The sequence below is a fragment of the Pseudoduganella flava genome (assembly GCF_007830495.1).
Lineage (GTDB): Bacteria > Pseudomonadota > Gammaproteobacteria > Burkholderiales > Burkholderiaceae_D > Rugamonas > Rugamonas flava.
The window spans coordinates 252,242-268,835 of record NZ_VLKW01000009.1 but is presented as its reverse complement, the minus strand read 5'-3'; the positions used below and the strand labels follow the sequence as shown (position 1 = coordinate 268,835).

Annotated in this window: 16 protein-coding genes; 9 read left to right on the top strand and 7 right to left on the bottom strand. The window is 67.9% G+C overall.

Annotation, left to right across the window (positions count from 1 at the left end):
• The first annotated feature begins 3 nt into the window (after positions 1 to 3).
• Positions 4 to 1,098 carry a DUF3466 family protein gene (locus IP92_RS22210; protein ID WP_145879225.1) on the top strand — a complete coding sequence of 365 codons (1,095 nt, stop codon included), beginning with the start codon at positions 4 to 6 and terminating at the stop codon, positions 1,096 to 1,098.
• A 31-nt stretch (positions 1,099 to 1,129) separates the two neighbouring features.
• The gene (locus tag IP92_RS22205; RefSeq protein WP_145879223.1) at positions 1,130 to 1,927 is read left to right on the top strand and encodes a hypothetical protein; all 798 of its coding nucleotides are present in this window, start codon (positions 1,130 to 1,132) and stop codon (positions 1,925 to 1,927) included.
• Between the two features lie 17 nt (positions 1,928 to 1,944).
• On the opposite strand, the gene IP92_RS22200 is transcribed toward IP92_RS22205, so the two are convergent.
• Positions 1,945 to 2,349 (bottom strand): GFA family protein, encoded by a 405-nt coding sequence (locus IP92_RS22200; RefSeq protein WP_229418914.1) that lies wholly within the window; start codon positions 2,347 to 2,349, stop codon positions 1,945 to 1,947.
• Positions 2,350 to 2,458: 109 nt separating this feature from the next.
• Positions 2,459 to 4,921 (bottom strand): RNA polymerase sigma factor RpoD, encoded by a 2,463-nt coding sequence (rpoD, locus tag IP92_RS22195; RefSeq protein WP_145879221.1) that lies wholly within the window; start codon positions 4,919 to 4,921, stop codon positions 2,459 to 2,461.
• A 470-nt stretch (positions 4,922 to 5,391) separates the two neighbouring features.
• Here rpoD and IP92_RS22190 point away from each other — a divergent pair, with 470 nt between their 5' ends.
• The 5 genes from IP92_RS22190 to IP92_RS22170 all read left to right on the top strand — a co-directional run bounded on the left by IP92_RS22190 (position 5,392) and on the right by IP92_RS22170 (position 9,632).
• Positions 5,392 to 5,934 (top strand): ProQ/FINO family protein, encoded by a 543-nt coding sequence (locus IP92_RS22190; RefSeq protein WP_145879219.1) that lies wholly within the window; start codon positions 5,392 to 5,394, stop codon positions 5,932 to 5,934.
• A complete protein-coding gene (locus IP92_RS22185; protein ID WP_145879217.1) occupies positions 5,934 to 6,596 on the top strand; it encodes a 3'-5' exonuclease in 663 nt (220 codons plus the stop codon). Before IP92_RS22190 ends, IP92_RS22185 begins: the two co-directional genes overlap by 1 nt.
• Before the next feature lie 80 nt (positions 6,597 to 6,676).
• Positions 6,677 to 7,429 carry a c-type cytochrome gene (locus IP92_RS22180; protein ID WP_145879216.1) on the top strand — a complete coding sequence of 251 codons (753 nt, stop codon included), beginning with the start codon at positions 6,677 to 6,679 and terminating at the stop codon, positions 7,427 to 7,429.
• Positions 7,426 to 8,709, top strand: coding sequence for a cytochrome c (locus IP92_RS22175; protein ID WP_145879214.1), 1,284 nt, complete (start codon positions 7,426 to 7,428; stop codon positions 8,707 to 8,709). The genes IP92_RS22180 and IP92_RS22175 overlap by 4 nt, the downstream gene beginning before the upstream one ends.
• A 149-nt stretch (positions 8,710 to 8,858) precedes the next feature.
• On the top strand, positions 8,859 to 9,632 hold the full coding sequence (locus tag IP92_RS22170; RefSeq protein WP_145879212.1) for a head GIN domain-containing protein: 774 nt from the start codon (positions 8,859 to 8,861) through the stop codon (positions 9,630 to 9,632).
• A 246-nt stretch (positions 9,633 to 9,878) separates the two neighbouring features.
• Here the strand turns inward: IP92_RS22170 and IP92_RS22165 are convergent, their stop codons facing one another.
• Genes IP92_RS22165 through IP92_RS22155 form a run of 3 tightly spaced genes read right to left on the bottom strand, consistent with a single transcriptional unit; the run spans position 9,879 to position 13,091 of the window.
• Positions 9,879 to 12,140, bottom strand: coding sequence for a TonB-dependent receptor (locus tag IP92_RS22165; protein ID WP_229418913.1), 2,262 nt, complete (start codon positions 12,138 to 12,140; stop codon positions 9,879 to 9,881).
• A gap of 8 nt (positions 12,141 to 12,148) precedes the next feature.
• The gene (locus tag IP92_RS22160) at positions 12,149 to 12,589 is read right to left on the bottom strand and encodes a copper chaperone PCu(A)C (RefSeq protein ID WP_145879210.1); all 441 of its coding nucleotides are present in this window, start codon (positions 12,587 to 12,589) and stop codon (positions 12,149 to 12,151) included.
• 40 nt (positions 12,590 to 12,629) lie between these two features.
• Positions 12,630 to 13,091: a DUF2946 domain-containing protein gene (locus tag IP92_RS22155; RefSeq protein WP_158206828.1), complete on the bottom strand. Its 462-nt coding sequence runs from the start codon at positions 13,089 to 13,091 to the stop codon at positions 12,630 to 12,632.
• Between the two features lie 89 nt (positions 13,092 to 13,180).
• Here IP92_RS22155 and IP92_RS22150 point away from each other — a divergent pair, with 89 nt between their 5' ends.
• Positions 13,181 to 14,290: a serine hydrolase domain-containing protein gene (locus IP92_RS22150; protein ID WP_145879205.1), complete on the top strand. Its 1,110-nt coding sequence runs from the start codon at positions 13,181 to 13,183 to the stop codon at positions 14,288 to 14,290.
• Here IP92_RS22150 and IP92_RS22145 read toward each other — a convergent pair.
• Both IP92_RS22145 and purU read right to left on the bottom strand, forming a co-directional pair.
• The gene (locus IP92_RS22145; protein WP_145879203.1) at positions 14,287 to 14,829 is read right to left on the bottom strand and encodes a YaeQ family protein; all 543 of its coding nucleotides are present in this window, start codon (positions 14,827 to 14,829) and stop codon (positions 14,287 to 14,289) included. The genes IP92_RS22150 and IP92_RS22145 overlap by 4 nt on opposite strands.
• A gap of 9 nt (positions 14,830 to 14,838) precedes the next feature.
• The gene (gene purU, locus IP92_RS22140; protein ID WP_145879201.1) at positions 14,839 to 15,708 is read right to left on the bottom strand and encodes a formyltetrahydrofolate deformylase; all 870 of its coding nucleotides are present in this window, start codon (positions 15,706 to 15,708) and stop codon (positions 14,839 to 14,841) included.
• 147 nt (positions 15,709 to 15,855) lie between these two features.
• Between purU and IP92_RS22135 the strand changes: the two genes are divergently transcribed.
• Entirely contained in the window at positions 15,856 to 16,464 is a 609-nt protein-coding gene (locus IP92_RS22135) for a hemerythrin domain-containing protein (protein ID WP_158206827.1), read from the top strand.
• The last annotated feature ends 130 nt before the right edge of the window (positions 16,465 to 16,594 follow it).

The window sequence follows — 16,594 nt, the reverse complement described above, 5'->3', positions numbered from 1 at the left end:
CGCATGCGCACTGTGTCGATCCTCCTCGCAGCCTTGTTGATCCACGGCGCCGCGCCGGCCCAGACGGGCTTCGGCGAACGCCGTGCGGAGCAAAGCCTGGCCGCCGACATCAACCCCGCCGGCCTGATCGCCGGCGAGATCCGCACCGAGGACGGCCAGCGGCGCGCCGTCGTCCACCACGGTGACGAGACGATCGACCTTGGCACGCTGGGCGGCACGGACAGCTATGCCACCGCGATCAACGGTGCCGGCACCGTCGTCGGCGGCGCGCTGGATGGCGGCAACCGCTGGCGTGCGTTCCGCTGGCAGCGCGGCACCGGCATGCACGACCTGGGCACGCTGGGCGGCGCCAGCAGCCTGGCCATCGCTTTGAACCAGGCCGGCCACGTGGCCGGCTATGCGGATGTCGCGGACGGCAGCTTCCACGCCTTCGTGCACGATGGCACGCGGATGCGCGACCTGGGCACGTTCGGCGGCAAGAACAGCTATGCGACGGGCATCAACAACGGCGGCACCGTCGTCGGCGCGGCGCAGCTGGAGAACGGCTACCGCCACGCGTTCGTGTGGACGCCCGCCGGCGGCCTGCGCGACCTGGGCACGCTGGGTGGCCGGATCAGCGCCGCCACCGCCGTCAACGACAGCGGCCTCGTGGTCGGCGCCGCCGAGACGGCGGACCACAAGTGGCATGCGTTCCTGTTCGACGGCACACGGATGGTCGACCTGGGCGCGCTGATCAACCAGGGCAACAGCTACGCCACCGGCATCAACGCGGCCGGCGACGTCGTCGGCACGATCCGCTTCAAGGACAACGCACCGCTGACCTTCGTCTACAAGGATGGCCGGATGCGCATCCACCCGAACCGCCACAGCCTGTACGAAACGGGCCGGATCACGGACGACGGCAAGGTCGTCGGCGCACACTACACGGGCCACAAGTACAAGGCATTCGCCGTGCCGTCGACGATCGACCTGACGTACAAGAAGACGGCAACGGACTACCTGCTGATGGTGCTGCTGGCGGCCCTGGTCGCATGGTGCCTGCGGCGCGGCTGGCTGCACTGGCGGCATGGCCTGCTGGGCAGGCCGGCGGCGTATTGAACGATTCCCTTCAATTTACAATGCGACTTCGATGAAACGAGGCTTCATTCTCCTTCTGGCGGCCGCGCTGGCCGCGTGCTCCACCTACCAGGCGCCGAACGCCACCGACCCGCAGGCCACCGTCAACATCGACGGCGAGGCGACGCTGACGGCCGCCACGAACTGGTGGGTGTACGACAACCCGTGCCAGCAAAAGAGCGCCAACAGCGGCCAGCTGACGATCACGACGAACATCGGCGGGCGCCACAAGCAGGCCGCCATCCGCGCCGGCGCGCCCGTCTACCTGGTCGTGAACACGCATGTGTCGCAGGGTGTCGTGTCGACCGGCACGGGCCGCGCGGTGCGCATCGGCACCTGCGCGACGGCGGTGCGCTTCACGCCGGAATCCGGCAAGGCGTACGACGCCCAACTGGCGCCCGACGAATGCCGGGTCGCGCTGGTGGAACATGCGACGGGCACGCCGCCGGCCGGCGCGCAGGCGTTCGCGCTGCGCGGCGCACAGGCCGGCGTCTGCGTGCAGGCCGAGGATGCGATCGCGCTGGCCCCGCCCGTGCACCGGGCCGCGGCGCCGGTGCCTGCCCTCGACGAACCGGTGCCCTACCTGCCCGCGAAAGGCCAGGAACGCTTCCGCACCTTCCTCACCAAGCCGCTGCCGCGCGCGTTCGCAATCTCGCAGAACGGCTATTCGGTGTCCGTCAGCGGCACGCAGCCGGAGGACAAGCGCTACCCGGCGGACCCGGTGCAGCGCGCACTCCAGATGTGCAAGGAGTACGCGGGCCGCGAGTGCGAGCTGTACATGGTGGATGACCGGATCGTGTTCCACCGCTGAGATGGGGGCAAGCTCCATCATCCTGGCGGATCGCGGTCGAACACCCGCACACCCGGCGGCAGCGTGACCCACGGATGCCGGCGACAGTCGTACACGGACACTTGCGGCGCTGGGAACGACGGGTCGCCGAACGCGCCGACCGACACGCTGACGACGTCGTCGACGCCCTCCTCCGTGTCGTAAAGATTGGTGCCGCAGACGGGGCAGAAACGGAACACGAAGCGCGTGCCGTGATCGCCCGTACGCACGTATTCGGTTGCACGGCCGGTCACCTGGTACGGCACCGGGAACGATGCCAGCGTCGCGAACACGCTGCCCGTCCTGCTTTGGCACGCCAGGCAGTGACAGACGGCGACACGCAGCGGTTCGCCTTCGACCGTGATGCTGAGCTGGCCGCAAGTGCAGCGGGCGGTGCGCGCCATGATGACCTCCGAAGCGGATGGACGATGGCGTAAATCTACTCCGATCCGCTGCGTGGACAAAAAAAAAGGAAGCCGCGACAGGCTTCCTTTTTGCATCCGCAGAGAGCGATCAGTTCTGCGTCAGGAACGTCTTCAGCTTGTCCGAGCGCGACGGCTGGCGCAGCTTGCTCATCGCCTTTGCCTCGATCTGGCGGATACGTTCGCGCGTCACGTCGAACTGCTTGCCCACTTCTTCCAGCGTGTGGTCGTTCGACATCTCGACGCCGTAGCGCATGCGCAGCACCTTCGCTTCGCGCGGCGTCAGCGAGTCCAGCACTTCCTTGATCACGTTGCGCATCGACGCGTGCAGCGCGGCGTCCAGCGGGGCCAGCGTGGTGTTGTCCTCGATGAAGTCGCCCAGCTGCGAATCGCCGTCCTCGCCCATCGGCGTTTCCATCGAAATCGGCTCCTTGGCGATCTTCATGATCTCGCGCACCTTCGATTCCGGCATCTCCATCTTGGCGGCCAGGGTCGCCATGTCCGGTTCGCTGCCCGTCTCCTGCATGATCTGGCGGCTGATGCGGTTCATCTTGTTGATCGTCTCGATCATGTGCACCGGCACGCGGATCGTGCGGGCCATGTCGGCGATCGAGCGGGTGATCGCCTGGCGGATCCACCACGTCGCATACGTCGAGAACTTGTAGCCGCGGCGGTATTCGAACTTGTCCACCGCCTTCAGGAGGCCAATGTTCCCTTCCTGGATCAGGTCCAGGAACTGCAGGCCGCGGTTGATGTACTTCTTCGCGATCGAGATCACCAGGCGCAAGTTGGCCACGGTCATTTCGCGCTTGGCGTGGCGGGCGCGCTTCTCGCCGGCGGCCATCTGCTTGTTAATCTTGCGCAGGTCGGCCAGCGGCAGCTGCACGCGTTCCTGCAGGTCGATCATCTTGTTCTGCAGTTCCTTGATGGCCGGGACGTTACGGCCCAGCACCGCGCTGTACGGATGGCCCGCGTTCACTTCGCCGTCGACCCAGTCCAGGTTCGTCTCGTTGCCCGGGAAGACCTTGATGAAGTGGGCGCGCGGCATGCCGCAGCGGTTCACGCACAGCTCCAGCACGGCGCGCTCGATGCCGCGCACCTGCTCCATCTGGCCGCGCAGCGTGTCGCACAGCTTCTCGACAACCTTCGCGGTGAAGCGGATGCCCAGCAGCTCGGTGGAAATCGTGTTCTGCGCCTTCAGGTAGGCGGCCGAGCCGTAGGCGGCCTTGCGCATCTTGTCGCACTGCGCCGAGATGACGGCGAAGCGCTCCAGCGCGTCGACCTTCAGCTGCGCCAGCTGTTCGGTGGAGAAGCCGGCGGCGCCGCCGTTGACGTCCCCCTCTTCCTCTTCCTCGTCTTCCAGCTCTTCTTCGTCGTCGTCGTGGGAGGACGAAGCGGCAGGCGCGGCCACCGGGGCGGACGCTTCTTCCGGATCGACGAAGCCGTCGACGACGTCGTCGACCTTCAGCTCGTCGTTCTCGATCTTCTCGGCCAGCGTGACGATCTCGCCGATCGTCGTCGGGCATTGCGAGATGGCCTGGATCATGTCGCGCAGGCCTTCCTCGATGCGCTTGGCGATCTCGATCTCGCCTTCGCGCGTCAGCAGCGCCACGGCGCCCATCTCGCGCATGTACATGCGCACCGGGTCGGTCGTGCGGCCGAAGTCGGAATCGACCGTCGACAGCGCGGTCGCGGCGGCCGCTTCCACTTCGTCGTCGGAGGCGGCAGTGGGCACGTTATCGGACAGCAGCAGCGCTTCCGCATCGGGGGCGCGCTCGTAGACGGCGATGCCCATGTCGTTGAACGTGGCGATGATGCCTTCGATCGCTTCCGGATCGACGATGTTCTCGGGCAGCTGGTCGTTGATCTCGGCATAGGTCAGGAAGCCGCGGTCCTTGCCCATGTTGATCAGGTTCTTGAACTGCTGGCGGCGCTTTTCCAGGTCTTCCTGCGACATGCCGGCTTCACCGCCGAACGGGTCCAGGCCCTTCGCCTTGCGCTCGCGCGCCTTCGACGCGGCCTTCAGTTCGGCGCGTTCGACGGCGTTCAGTGCCGCCACTTCATCGTTCTCGGGGGTGAACTCGCTCGGCTTGCGGCCGCGGCGGCCCGGCACCTTCACGGAAGGCAGCAGGTAGCCGGACGTGTCGATCGATGCCAAGGTGGCCGCATCGGTCACCTGGCTGACGGCGGCCGGCGCGGTCGGCGATGCCGTCGCGGCATCGGCCTTGGCCTTGCGCACGCGCACGGCCTTCGGCGCGGCCTCGTCGGCACCGGCACCGGCAGCGGCAGCGGCAGCGGCGGACTTGCGCGTCGCCTTCTTCGGCTCTTCCACCGCGCCCGCGGCCGCTTCGGCCACGATCGGTTCGGCCGCGGTGTCGGCCGCCGACAGCGTAGCCAGGCGCGTCTTCTTCTTCACGACGGTCACTTTGCCGGTGGCCTCTTGCGCACTGTCGATCACATAGGATAAGGTGGTCTTCGGCACCGTCAGCGGCGCGGCTTCGGCGCGCGGCTTCTTGGCGGACAGCGTTAAGGTCTTCGGCGTTTTCGTCGTCATCAAATATCTCTTTTCGTGCCTGGCCCGGCACTGCGCAATTGAACAATCCACCGCGGCCTGCGCTGCAGGCCCCGTTGGGACGTAAATGGGGATCATCCGGAATGAAAAAAGCCCGCAAGTGGGCTTTGTTATCAGCTCGTTCCGTGGGTAACTCAGTGTGAACAGCTCCGTGTGAACAGAAGAGGGGCCTGCCCCGTCGCGGCAGGCGATCACGCTTGCCGGCATGCGAAACGCCCTGTGCAGGGGACCGCGTTGACCTTCTTACCAGACACTCCTTACCAGACTGAATCTGCACCGTCCTGTCTGTGGTGCGTCGGCCATTATACACGCTTTGGCACTGCTTGACACGCTGACAGTTCGATAGTTGCCTGCCAACGCGCGTGGCCAAATCGGCATCGTGAGGAAAAATGCAACGCGCCGCACCGTCCCGCATGGTATGCTGGCGCCTCTTGCTTAACCATTGATGTTCGATGAATACCAGCCTTACCCCCGAGACCGCGAACGAATCCGCCGCAGGCGACTCCGCTGCGAACGACGCCACCTCCGCCGCGCCCGCCTCCGCCACCCCTGCTACCACTGCTGCTGCCGCGCCCGCCGCAGCCGGTACGGCCCAGGCACCGAGCGCCCGCGCGCTGCTCAAGCAGCTCGCCCAGCAATTCCCGCCATTCCGGGATTGCCTGCCGCTGGCGATCGGCATCGACAAGCAGATCCTCGCGCAAATGCCGGACATCGACCGCAAGCTGATGCGCGCCGCGCTGGGTATCCACACGGGTTCGCAGCGCTACCTGCGCGCGATGGAAAAAGCCACCGTCCGCTTCAACCTGGACGGCACGCAGGGCGCCGAAGTCACGGACGTGCACCGCAAGCACGCCAAGGACACGCTGGCCGAACGCTTCCGCAAGGAGGCCGACCGCAAGAAGGCTGAGCGCGAAGCCCAGGCCGCCGAGGAAGCGGCCCGCCGCCGCCAGGAAAAGCTGGAACAGCTGACCGCGAAGTTCTCCCGCAAGGGCTGATGAGTCCTGCCGACGCTATCCAGCCCGGCGCACCTGACGCCGAGCTGCCGCCTTACGATGGGATCGCACTGGCCGACGTGCGCCTCGTGCGCACGGCCGCCGAGGCAGCCGCCGCGCAAGCGGCGCTGCTGGCCTGCGATGCGATCGGCTTCGACACGGAATCCAAGCCCACCTTCGTCAAGGGTCAGAGCTCGGACGGCCCGCACCTCGTGCAGTTCGCCGACGAGCGCGGTGCCTGGCTGTTCCCCATCGTCGGCGACGTGGCGCCGCTGCTGCCGGCGCTGAAGGCGATCCTCGAAGCGCCAGCGACGCTGAAAGTGGGCTTCGGCCTGGCGGACGACGTCAAGCGCATTCGCGCCAAGCTGGCGATCGAGCCGGCCGCCGTGGCCGACCTCGCGTCGGCGCTGCGCGTGCCCGGCATGAAGCATCAACTGGGCGCGAAAAGCGCCGTTGCGCTGTACTTCGGCCGCAAGCTCACCAAGTCGAAAAAGATCTCCACCACCAACTGGGCCACGCCGCGCCTGACGGACAAGCAGATGCTGTACGCGGCCGACGACGCCCAGGTGGCGCTGCGCGTGTACCGCCACTGGATCGGCCTCGGCAACACGCTGCCGCGCCCGCGCCCGCCGAAGAAGCCCCGCCCCGGCCCCGCCGCCGGCTGATCCGTACAGCGCTGTTCTTCCGCCCCGTGGGAGGGTATGCTTGAGTGGTCCGCACCGCCCTCCACACGAAGAAGAACGGTATGACCACGAGACACCCACTCATTTCCTCGCTGTGCGCCGCGCTCTGCGCCGCGTTGCACGTATCCACTGCGCTGGCCGCCGCGCCAGCCGCGAATGAAGCACCCGCAGCGGCGCCCGTGCTGCGCGATACGCTCGAGCAGCGCGTCGCCCCATGCCTGGCCTGCCACCAGCCGCGCGAGCGCAACGATGCGTACTTCCCGCGCATCGCCGGCAAGCCGGAAGGCTATCTGTACAACCAGCTGCTGAACTTCCGCGACGGCCGCCGGCGCTTTCCGCTGATGACGTACATGGTCGATCACCTGCCGGATCCCTACCTGCGCGAGATCGCCGCGTTCTTCTCCGCCCAGCATCCCGTCTACCCACCCGCCGCGCCGGTGGCCGCGACGGCCGAACAGCTGGAACGGGGCCGCCAGTTGGTGCACCAGGGCGACAGCGCCCGCAAGATTCCCGCCTGCGTGGCCTGCCACGGCGAGCGGCTGACGGGCGTCGCGCCGGCGATTCCTGGCCTGCTCGGCCTGCCGCGCGACTACATCAACGCGCAGTTCGGCGCGTGGCGCAACAAGGCGCGCCGTGCCCAGGCGCCCGACTGCATGGCCGACGTGGCGTCGCGCCTGACGGATGCCGACGTGGCGGCCGTCTCCGGCTGGCTGGCCAGCCAGCCGCCCGACGCGCAAGCCCGCCCGGCCGACGCGCCCGCGGCACCGCTGCCGCTGCGCTGCGGCGGCGTGCCCGCACAGGCAGGTGCGCGATGAGCCGCCGCATCGCCTGGGCCGCCGCCATCGCGGCATTGCTGCTGGCAGTGGCGCTGGGTTTGCTCTGGCCCCGCCACGACAAGGGTCCGCCGCCCAGCGCGGCCTTCGCGGCGCTGCCCGCCGCGGAGAAGATCGCCCGCGGCGCCTACCTGGCGCGGGCCGGCGACTGCATGGCGTGCCACACGACGCGCGGCGGCGCCGAGTATGCGGGCGGGCGCGTGCTGCAGACGCCGTTCGGCGCCGTCGTCTCGCCCAATCTCACGCAGGATGCCGAAACCGGCATCGGCAAGTGGAGCGCCGACGACTTCTGGAACGCGCTGCACAACGGCCGCTCGCGCGACGGCCGGCTGCTGTATCCGGCCTTCCCCTACCCGAACTACACGGCCGTCACGCGCGACGATGCGGACGCGCTGTACGCGTACCTGCGCACGATCCCGCCTGTGCGCCGGCCGAACGAGCCGCACCGGCTGCGCTTCCCGTACGACCGGCAAGCCGCGTTGGCGGTGTGGCGCGCGCTGTACTTCCGCCCCGGCGTCTACACCGCCCAGCCGCGGCAGAGCGCCGAATGGAACCGCGGCGCCTACCTCGTGCAGGGCCTGGGCCATTGCAGCGCATGCCACAGCGAGCGCAATGCGCTGGGCGCCAGCGGCGGCGAATTGTCCGGCGGCCTTGTGCCAGTGCTGGGCTGGTATGCGCCGTCCTTGCTGTCCGACGCCGAGGCGGGCCTGGGCACATGGCAGGTGGACGAGATCGCGCAGCTGCTGCACACGGGGGTCGCGCCGCGCGCCACCGTATTCGGGCCGATGGCCGAGGTGGTGCGCGCCAGCCTGCAGCATCTGACGGATGCCGACGTGCGGGCGATGGCCGTGTACCTGAAATCGCTGCCGGCAGCGGGCAATGGCAGTACCCGGCCCGAACGCTCGAAAGCACCGGAAGCCATCGCCTTCCTGCAGGCCGGCGCGAAACTGTACGAGCAGCATTGCGCCAGCTGCCATGGCGCGGATGGCGCCGGCGCGCCGCCCCACTACCCGCCGCTGGCCGGCAACCGCGCGCTGACGACGATCGATGCGACGAACACGATCCGCCTCGTGCTGAACGGCGGCTTCCCGCCCGGCACGCGCGGCAATCCGCGCCCCTATGGCATGCCGCCGTTCAGCCATGTGCTGAACGACGTGGAAGTGGCGCAGGTGGTGTCGTGGCTGCGCAGCGCCTGGGGCAACGACGCGCCGCCCGTCTCGGGCACGGACGTCAACCGCTACCGCTCAGTGCCGCTCGATTGACAGCGGGCCTGACGGGAGACTGACCGCGGGGCGCTTCCTGGCCCCCGCCGCCTGCATTCTGTGCCGCCAGGCGCGCAGTTCGTCGCACGGCGCTCGCCGCCCGGGGCGCCTTTGCTTACGATGCATTCATCGGATAACGGAGAACGCTCATGAACCTCAAACCTCTTGCCCTCGTCACCACCACGTTGCTGGCCGCCGCCACCTTGGTTGCCGCCGTTCCCGCCGCCGCGGAAGGCCCTTCGCTAGCCTGGCTGGTGGGCGGCGAGCGGGTCAAGGGCAGCGGCCACGTCGTGTCGCAGGCGCGCCAGCCGGGCGCGTTCCACGGCGTCGAACTGGCACTGCCGGCACGCGTCGAAGTGCGCACCGGCGGCGACGACACGCTGACGCTCGAAGGCGACGACAACATCCTGCCGCTGATCGAGACGGTCGTCGAGAAAGGCGTGCTGACGATCCGGCCGACGAAGAAGAACCTGCAGCTCGAGGGCCGCAAGGTGACGATCGTCGTCCAGGCACGCAACGTCGACAACCTGGGCGTGGCGGGCTCCGGCTCCATGGAAGCGAAAGGCATCCGCGCCGACAAGTTGTCGCTGGAAGTGGCCGGCTCGGGCGTGCTGGACGCCAGCGCCATCGAAGCGAAATCCGTGGACCTCGCCGTCGCCGGCAGCGGCAAGGTGATGGCGGCCGGACAGGCGCAGAGCGCGGAAGTGTCGGTGGCCGGCTCCGGCAAGGCCGACGCCAGCCGCCTCACGGTCCAGCAGGCCACGGCCAGCGTCAGCGGCTCCGGCCACGCGCAGGTCAGTGCCCGGCAGTCGCTCACCGCCAACGTGACCGGTTCGGGCGGCGTCGGCTACTACGGCGACCCGCAAGTCACGAAAGCCGTTGCCGGTTCGGGCTCGGTACGCCGGCTGGGCGGGGTGCAGTAGGGTCAGGAAGGAGCGCAGGCTTGCAAGCCTGCGCCGCTTTGCCGGCGGGGCAAAGGCAGGGGCTTCGCGAATCTTGGGCCTTGGGTTCAAGCGTAAGAACGTGCGATGCCTGCTTTACCCAAAATGCAAAGGCTAGGGTCAGACCCGCCGGGTCTGACCCTGGATTTTGGGTCTTGGGTTCAAGCATAAGACTGCCGGATGTTCGCTTTCACCCGAAAAAGCAAACGCTAGGGTCAGACCCGCCCCTCACAGGTCGAACTTCAACTCGGCCACCAAGGTGCGCTGCGTGTACGGGTGATACGCCCAGTACTTCTCGTTGCCCAGGTTGTCGACGCCCAGCGCGCCGGACCAGTGCGCGTCGAAGCGCCAGCGCAGCCGCACGTCGGCCACCAGGTAGCGCGACACCCCCGTGTACGTGAAGCCGTTCGGATCGCTGTTGTCCAGCGTGCCGTACTGCGTGCCGCTGTAGCGCAGGCCCGCCGTGGCGCTGAGCCGGTCGGTTGCACGCCATGCCGCCAGTGCCGTCGCACGCCAGCGCGGCACGCGCGGCTGCCGCTTGCCGAGCGAGGCCGGGTTCGCATCGTTCGCCACGATCGTCGAGTCGGCATACGTCAGGCTCGATTGCAACGTCAGGCCGCGGATCAACACATCGTCGGCCTGCTGCGACAGCTCCAGGCCCGTGGTGCGGATGCGGCCCACGTTCTGCACCGTCGACACGGTGGGCGTGCTGGGCGACAGCGGCTGCGAGTACAGCGCGTCGCGGGTGCGCTCGTGGAACAGCGTGGCGCGCACGCTGCCCCGCTCCGTCATCCGCTCGGCCGTCAGCTCGTGCGTCCACGACTTCTCGGGCCGCAGGTTCGGGTCCGTGTTGACGATCACGTCGTTGACGATCGATCCCTGGAACAGTTCCGCGGCCGTCGGGTTGCGCACCGCGCGCCCGCTCGATGCCTTCAACGTCCACTCGTCCGTCGCGCGCCACGCGAGGGCCGCTTTCGGCGACCAGCTCTTCTCGTCGCGCGCGCCGAAACGCAGCAGGCCGCTGCTGGCGTTCGACACTTCACCACCATACGCCTGCCACCGTTCCCAGCGCACGCCCAACGTCGTCTTCCAGTCCTCGTCGATGCGCCACGTGTCCTGCGCATAGGCGCTGGTCAGGCGCGTGTCGCCGTTGAACGTGGAGACGTGTCTGCCGCTCGTGCCGGCCAGCCAGTCGGGCGTCGCGAACACGTGGGTGCGCAGTTGCGCGCCGTCGCGCTGCACGCCCAGGTCCACCGTGTGCGCGCCGTCCGGCCGCCACGTGCCCTTCAGCGCCAGCGTATGCCAGCCGCTGCCGCCCATGTCCGTCACATTGCCCTGCCCCGTCGCTTCCTGGTCCGCCAGCACGACGGTCGGCGTGCGCACCAGGTCCTTGCGGTAGTCGTACTTGCTGGCCGCGACTTCCCAGTCGAAGACGTCCTTCGCATGGCGCTTGACCGACAGGCCGTGCATCACGTGTTCCAGGTCGCCCCGCTGCGGCGCGAAGTCGGACGGCAGCAGCGTGTAGCGGCGCCCGTCCACGTTGATGTCGCCGCCGCGCACGGCATTGCCGGCCGCGTCGCGCAGGTAGGAGTCGCTGCGCCGCTCGGCGTCGTTGCGCCACCAGCCCAGCGTGTAGCTGGCACGCAGCACGGGCGAGATGTCGTACGCCAGCTTCACCTTCGCGTGGTCCTGCACCGTGTGCACCTGGTTCGTCGCACCGAGGATCAGCCAGTCGCGGTTGGAAGGATTGCGGTCGGCGATCGCGCCCGTCACCGGCACGCCGCCGCTGCCGGCCGTGCCGCTCGATACGAGCTTGTTGGCAAAGCCGATCGGCTGGCCGTTGCTGTCCTGGCGCGAAAGGTGCACCCACCATGCCAGCGCGCCTTGCCGGTCGCCCAGCGACGCGCTGCCCTGCTTGCCGTAGTAATTGTCGCGCGTGCCGTAGGTGTCGAAGTGCTGGGCAAAGCCGGCCAGCCGCACGTGGCCTTCCAGCTTGGTCGGCATGCGCGTCTGGTAGTCGACGACGGCGCCCACCGAGTTGCCCGGATAGGCGGCCGAGAACGGGCCGTACAGCACGTCCACGCGGGTGATTTCCTCGGGCGTCACGAGGCCCCAGCGCGGCGTGTACGTGGCGCCGTTGCCGAGCAGGTTGGACAGCAGGATGCCGTCCGCGTACACGAGCGAGCGGGCGCTGTTGCCGGTGCCGGAAGCGCGGCTGGCCAGCACGGCGTGATCGTAGTCGCCCACGTAGCGCTTGCGCACGTTCAGGCTGGGCAGGTACTTCAGCGCGTCTTCGCTGTCGAACGCGTTGATGCGTTCCTCGATGCGCCGCGCATCGATGCCTTCGATCGTCGTGGGGATCTGCGCCGGCAGCGACGTGGGCCGGCCGCCGTTGATCATCACGACTTCCATGTCCTGGCCGAACACGGGCGCGCACAGGCCCAGCGCCGCCAGCGTTGCCGCCAGCGGACGTTTCATCGGGTGGATCATGGCGCCTCCTAGCGGCGCGGCGGCGAGTAGGACAGCGGCTTGACGGGGACCTGCACGTCCACGTTCTCGCGCTTGCCGTCCTTCGTCTCGACGACGAGCGTCAGCGGCACGTTCTCGCCTTCCTTCAGCTGGCGCGTGAGGCCCATCAGCATCACGTGGTAGCCGCCGGGCGCGAGCTGCACCGGCTTGCCGGCCGGGAGGTCGACCGCATCGGCCGGGGCCATCGACATGCGGTTGTCCCGCATCGACATCTGGTGCAGTTCGGCGTTGGCGATCGGCGAACGGACGGCGACGAGCCGCGCTTCGCGCTTCGACTCGATCTGCATGAAGGCGCCGGAGGCTTTCGCGGCGGGGACGGTGGCACGTGCCCAGGCGTCCTTGACGGTGACTTGCGCATGCGCGGCGCAGGACAGGGCCGCCAGCATGGCGGCGGTAACGAGGTGTTTCATGGTGACTCCTGAATCGATTGAACGAATGACGTAACGGCGATCAGGAGCCGGCAGGCGGCCCGCGCGGCTGCGCGGCGGCCCACGCGGCCAGTGGCCGGGGGGCGTGGTAGAACAGGTAGGGCCGCTCGGTCACTTGCGAGGCGGCGGCAACGGACAGTCCGGCGGCCGGCGGCAGGCCCAGCGCACCCGCGTGGGCGAGGCAATAGCCGCAATCGGCCATCGCCATCGCTTCGCCGTTGTTGGTGCCGGTGCCGGTGCCGGAAACGCGGCTCAGCAGTTCGGCCGACGGCGGCCGCGTGCGGTCCGTCAGCGCCAGGAACGTGGCGCGATCGAGCTGGCCCGTACCGGCGAGCCGGCTGCCGTCGTTCAGGCAGATCTCCCATGTGTGCGCGCCGCCGTGCGGCAGTGCCAGGGCGTGCGACACCGCGGGCGCAAGCGCGTTCAGCAGGATCGCGAGGCACGCGATCCACACTTGCAGCAGGCGCTTGGCGGGAGTCTTCATGCGGAAATTATAGCCCCCGCTGCAAAACCGCGTACGCACCGCTAAGATATCGTTCGGCTTAATTTTCCTCATCCAGGAGTACTACTACCATGCACCTCGATACAGCGATAGAGAACGCGCTGGCACGCCAGCGCATCGTCGGCGCCGTCGTGCTGGTGGCGCGCGACGGCGAGATCGTGTACCGCCGTGCCGCCGGCCTCGCGGACCGCGAACAGGGTGTGCCGATGCGCGAGGATGCGCTGTTCCGGCTGTCGTCCGTCACCAAGCCGTTCGTCGCCGCGGCCGCGCTGAAGCTGGCGGACGACGGCACGATCGACCTGTCCGCCCCCGTCACCGAGTGGCTGCCCCACTTCCGCCCGCGCCTGCCGGACGGCACGGCACCGGACATCGCACTGCACCAGCTGCTGTCGCACACGGCCGGCCTGTCGTACAGCTTCCAGGAACCGCAAGGGCCGTACCGCAAGGCCGGCGTGTCGGACGGCCTCGATCAACCGGGCCTCACGCTGGAGGAAAACCTGGCGCGCATCGCATCCGTGCCGCTGGCGTTCGCGCCCGGCACCAGGTGGCGCTACTCGGTGGCGACCGACGTGCTGGGGGCGGTGCTGGAGAAGGCAACGGGCATGCCGCTGCCCGAGATCGTGCGGCGCGAAGTCACCGGATCCCTGGGCATCCGCGAGACGGCATTCCACGTGATCGACGAGTCCCGCCTCGTGGTGCCCTACTACGATCACAAGCCGGCCCCGGCGCGGATGGCGGACATCCAGGCGGTGCGTTTCATGGATGGCGAAGCGACCTTCGCGCAGCAGCGCATCTTCGACCCGGCCTCGTATCCGTCCGGCGGCGCCGGCATGGCCGGTACGGCGGACGATGTGATGCGCTTCCTGCTCAGCTTACGGACGTCGAACCGGGCGATCCTGGCGGCGGCCACGGTGGACCGTACCGGCCCGCAGGCGATGACGCAGGGCCCCGGCTGGGGCTTCGGCTACCTGGGCGCCGTGCTGGCGCACCCGAAGGAAGCGCACTCGCCGCAGTCGCCCGGCACGATCCAGTGGGGCGGCGCCTACGGCCATTACTGGTTCCTCGACCCGATCGCGGACCTGGTCGTGGTGCAGCTCACCAATACGGCCTTCGAAGGCATGGCGGGAATGTTCCCGCGCGACGTGCGCAACGCCGCCTACAAGGATTTCATCAGGAGCTAGCGTTCGGCCTTCCACACCTCGCGGTCGACCTGCACCGTCTCGACGCCGTCGGTCAGCCAGATCTGGCCGTCCTGGATCGTGCATTGCAGCTGCATCGTGCGCTGGGCCATCTTTTCCAGCGCCGCGGTGGCGTCCGACGGCAGGTTGACGACCGTGAGGTTCTTCGCCCGCTCGACCTTGTTGGCGATGTTCTTCCACCAGATCGGGCTGGCGGTGCTGTAGCTGTACACGATCACGTGCTCGGCGCGGCCGCAGCCCTTCAGGATGCGGCGCTCTTCCGGCTGGCCGATTTCGATCCACAGCTCGATCGCATCGGTGAGGTCCTTCTGCCACAGGTCCGGTTCCTCGACGTCGAACATGCCCTTCGTGAACGACAGCGCCTCATGGGCGTGGATCGCGAACGCCAGCAGGCGCACCATCATCCGTTCGTCCGTCTCGGAAGGATGGCGGGCCAGCGTCAGCGCGTGGGTGCCGTAGTAATTGCGGTCCATGTCGGCGATCGACAGGTCTGCCTTGTAGATGGTTGCCTTGAGTGCCATTGAAACGTCTTATTTGAAAATCACGGTGCGGTCGCCGTTTTGCAGGATGCGGTGTTCGACGAACCACTTGACGGCGCGCGCCAGCACGACGCATTCGACGTCGCGGCCGATCGCCGACAGCGTCTCCGCGTCCATCGCATGGTCGACGCGCTCGACGTCCTGCTCGATGATCGGGCCTTCGTCCAGGTCGCCCGTGACGAAGTGCGCCGTGGCGCCGATCAGCTTCACGCCGCGCCGGTGCGCCTGCGCATACGGCTTGGCGCCCTTGAAGCTGGGCAGGAACGAGTGGTGGATGTTGATCGCCTTGCCGCGCAGGCGCGCGCACAGGTCCGGCGACAGGATCTGCATGTAGCGCGCGAGGACGACCAGGTCGATCTGGTGCGACTCGATCAATTCGACGATGCGCGCTTCCTGGGCCAGCTTCGCGCTGTCCGGCGCGCCGGCCGCCAGCGGCAGGTGGTGGAACGGGATGTTGTAGCTGGCCGCCAGCTGGTAGAAGTCCATGTGGTTCGACACGATGGCCGGGATCTCCACCGGCAAGAGGCCGCTCTTGTAGCGGAACAGCAGGTCGTTCAGGCAGTGGCCGATCTTCGACACCATCAGGAGCACGCGCGGCTTCCTGAACGCGTCGTGCAGGTGCCACTCGAGCGACAGCGCCTCGCCCAGCTGGGCGAAGTCGGCGCGCAACGCGGTGTCGCCCACCTGCGCGTCTTCCGCGGCGAAGTGCACGCGCATGAAGAAGCGCTTGGTTTCCTGGTCGCCGAACTGGGCGGAATCGATGATGTTGCAGCCGTGCTCGGCAAGAAAGCCGGACACGCGATGCACGATGCCGCGCTGGTCGGGGCAGGAAAGCGTGAGGATGTATTCGGGATGCGTCATGGCCGGTGTTGGAAGCATTGGGTGACTCGAACCGCATATTGTCGCACGAACGGCAGAGCATCCCCAAGCCAAGGGCGCGCCTGGCTTGCGGCGACAGTTTTATACTGGTTCGCAGGCAGCCCGTCAACAACGCAAGGAGAGCCACCGATGAGCACAGACAACAAACGTGATGCCGTCCCGATGCCCAGCAGCGCGGACCATCCCGCGGCCAAGATGCCGCGTTCGCCCAGCACGCAATCGAAGGATGCCGTCGCCCTGCTGACGTCCGACCACGACAAGGTGAAACAGCTGTTCCGCGAATACGAGCGGCTGGCCCGCCTCGGCGACATCAGCCTGAAGGCCGACCTGGCCCAGCAGATCTGCATGGAACTGGAAATCCACACGATGATCGAGGAAGAAATCTTCTACCCCGCCGTGAAGAGCGAGACGGGCGACCAGAAGATGGTGCAGGAAGCGATCCAGGAACACGCGGAAGCAAAGGAACTGATCGCCCGCATCCAGGGCTTGCCCGGCGACGATCCGGACCTGGACGGCACGATAGCCCTGCTGCGTAAGGCGATCGAGCACCACGTGGAGGAAGAGGAAAAGGAAATGTTCCCGAAGGCACGCCAGAGCGACGCGAACCTGACGGCGCTGTGCGAACAGCTTGCCGACCGCAAGGAACAACTGGAACACGATATGGGCGCCCGCCCGTTGCGCAGCGGCACGCGCGAAGCGGTGGGCGAACGCTCGGCGATCGGCAAGGCCGATTCCTGATCGAATAGCCGGAACTTACGCGAGACCACCTCCTCTAATCTGACGAAGCGGCAGACCTTGCCGCTTCGCGGCCCGGGCCCGTTGCCCGGATCGACGATCTTTCGCACAGAGAGAGGTGAAACATGGCTAC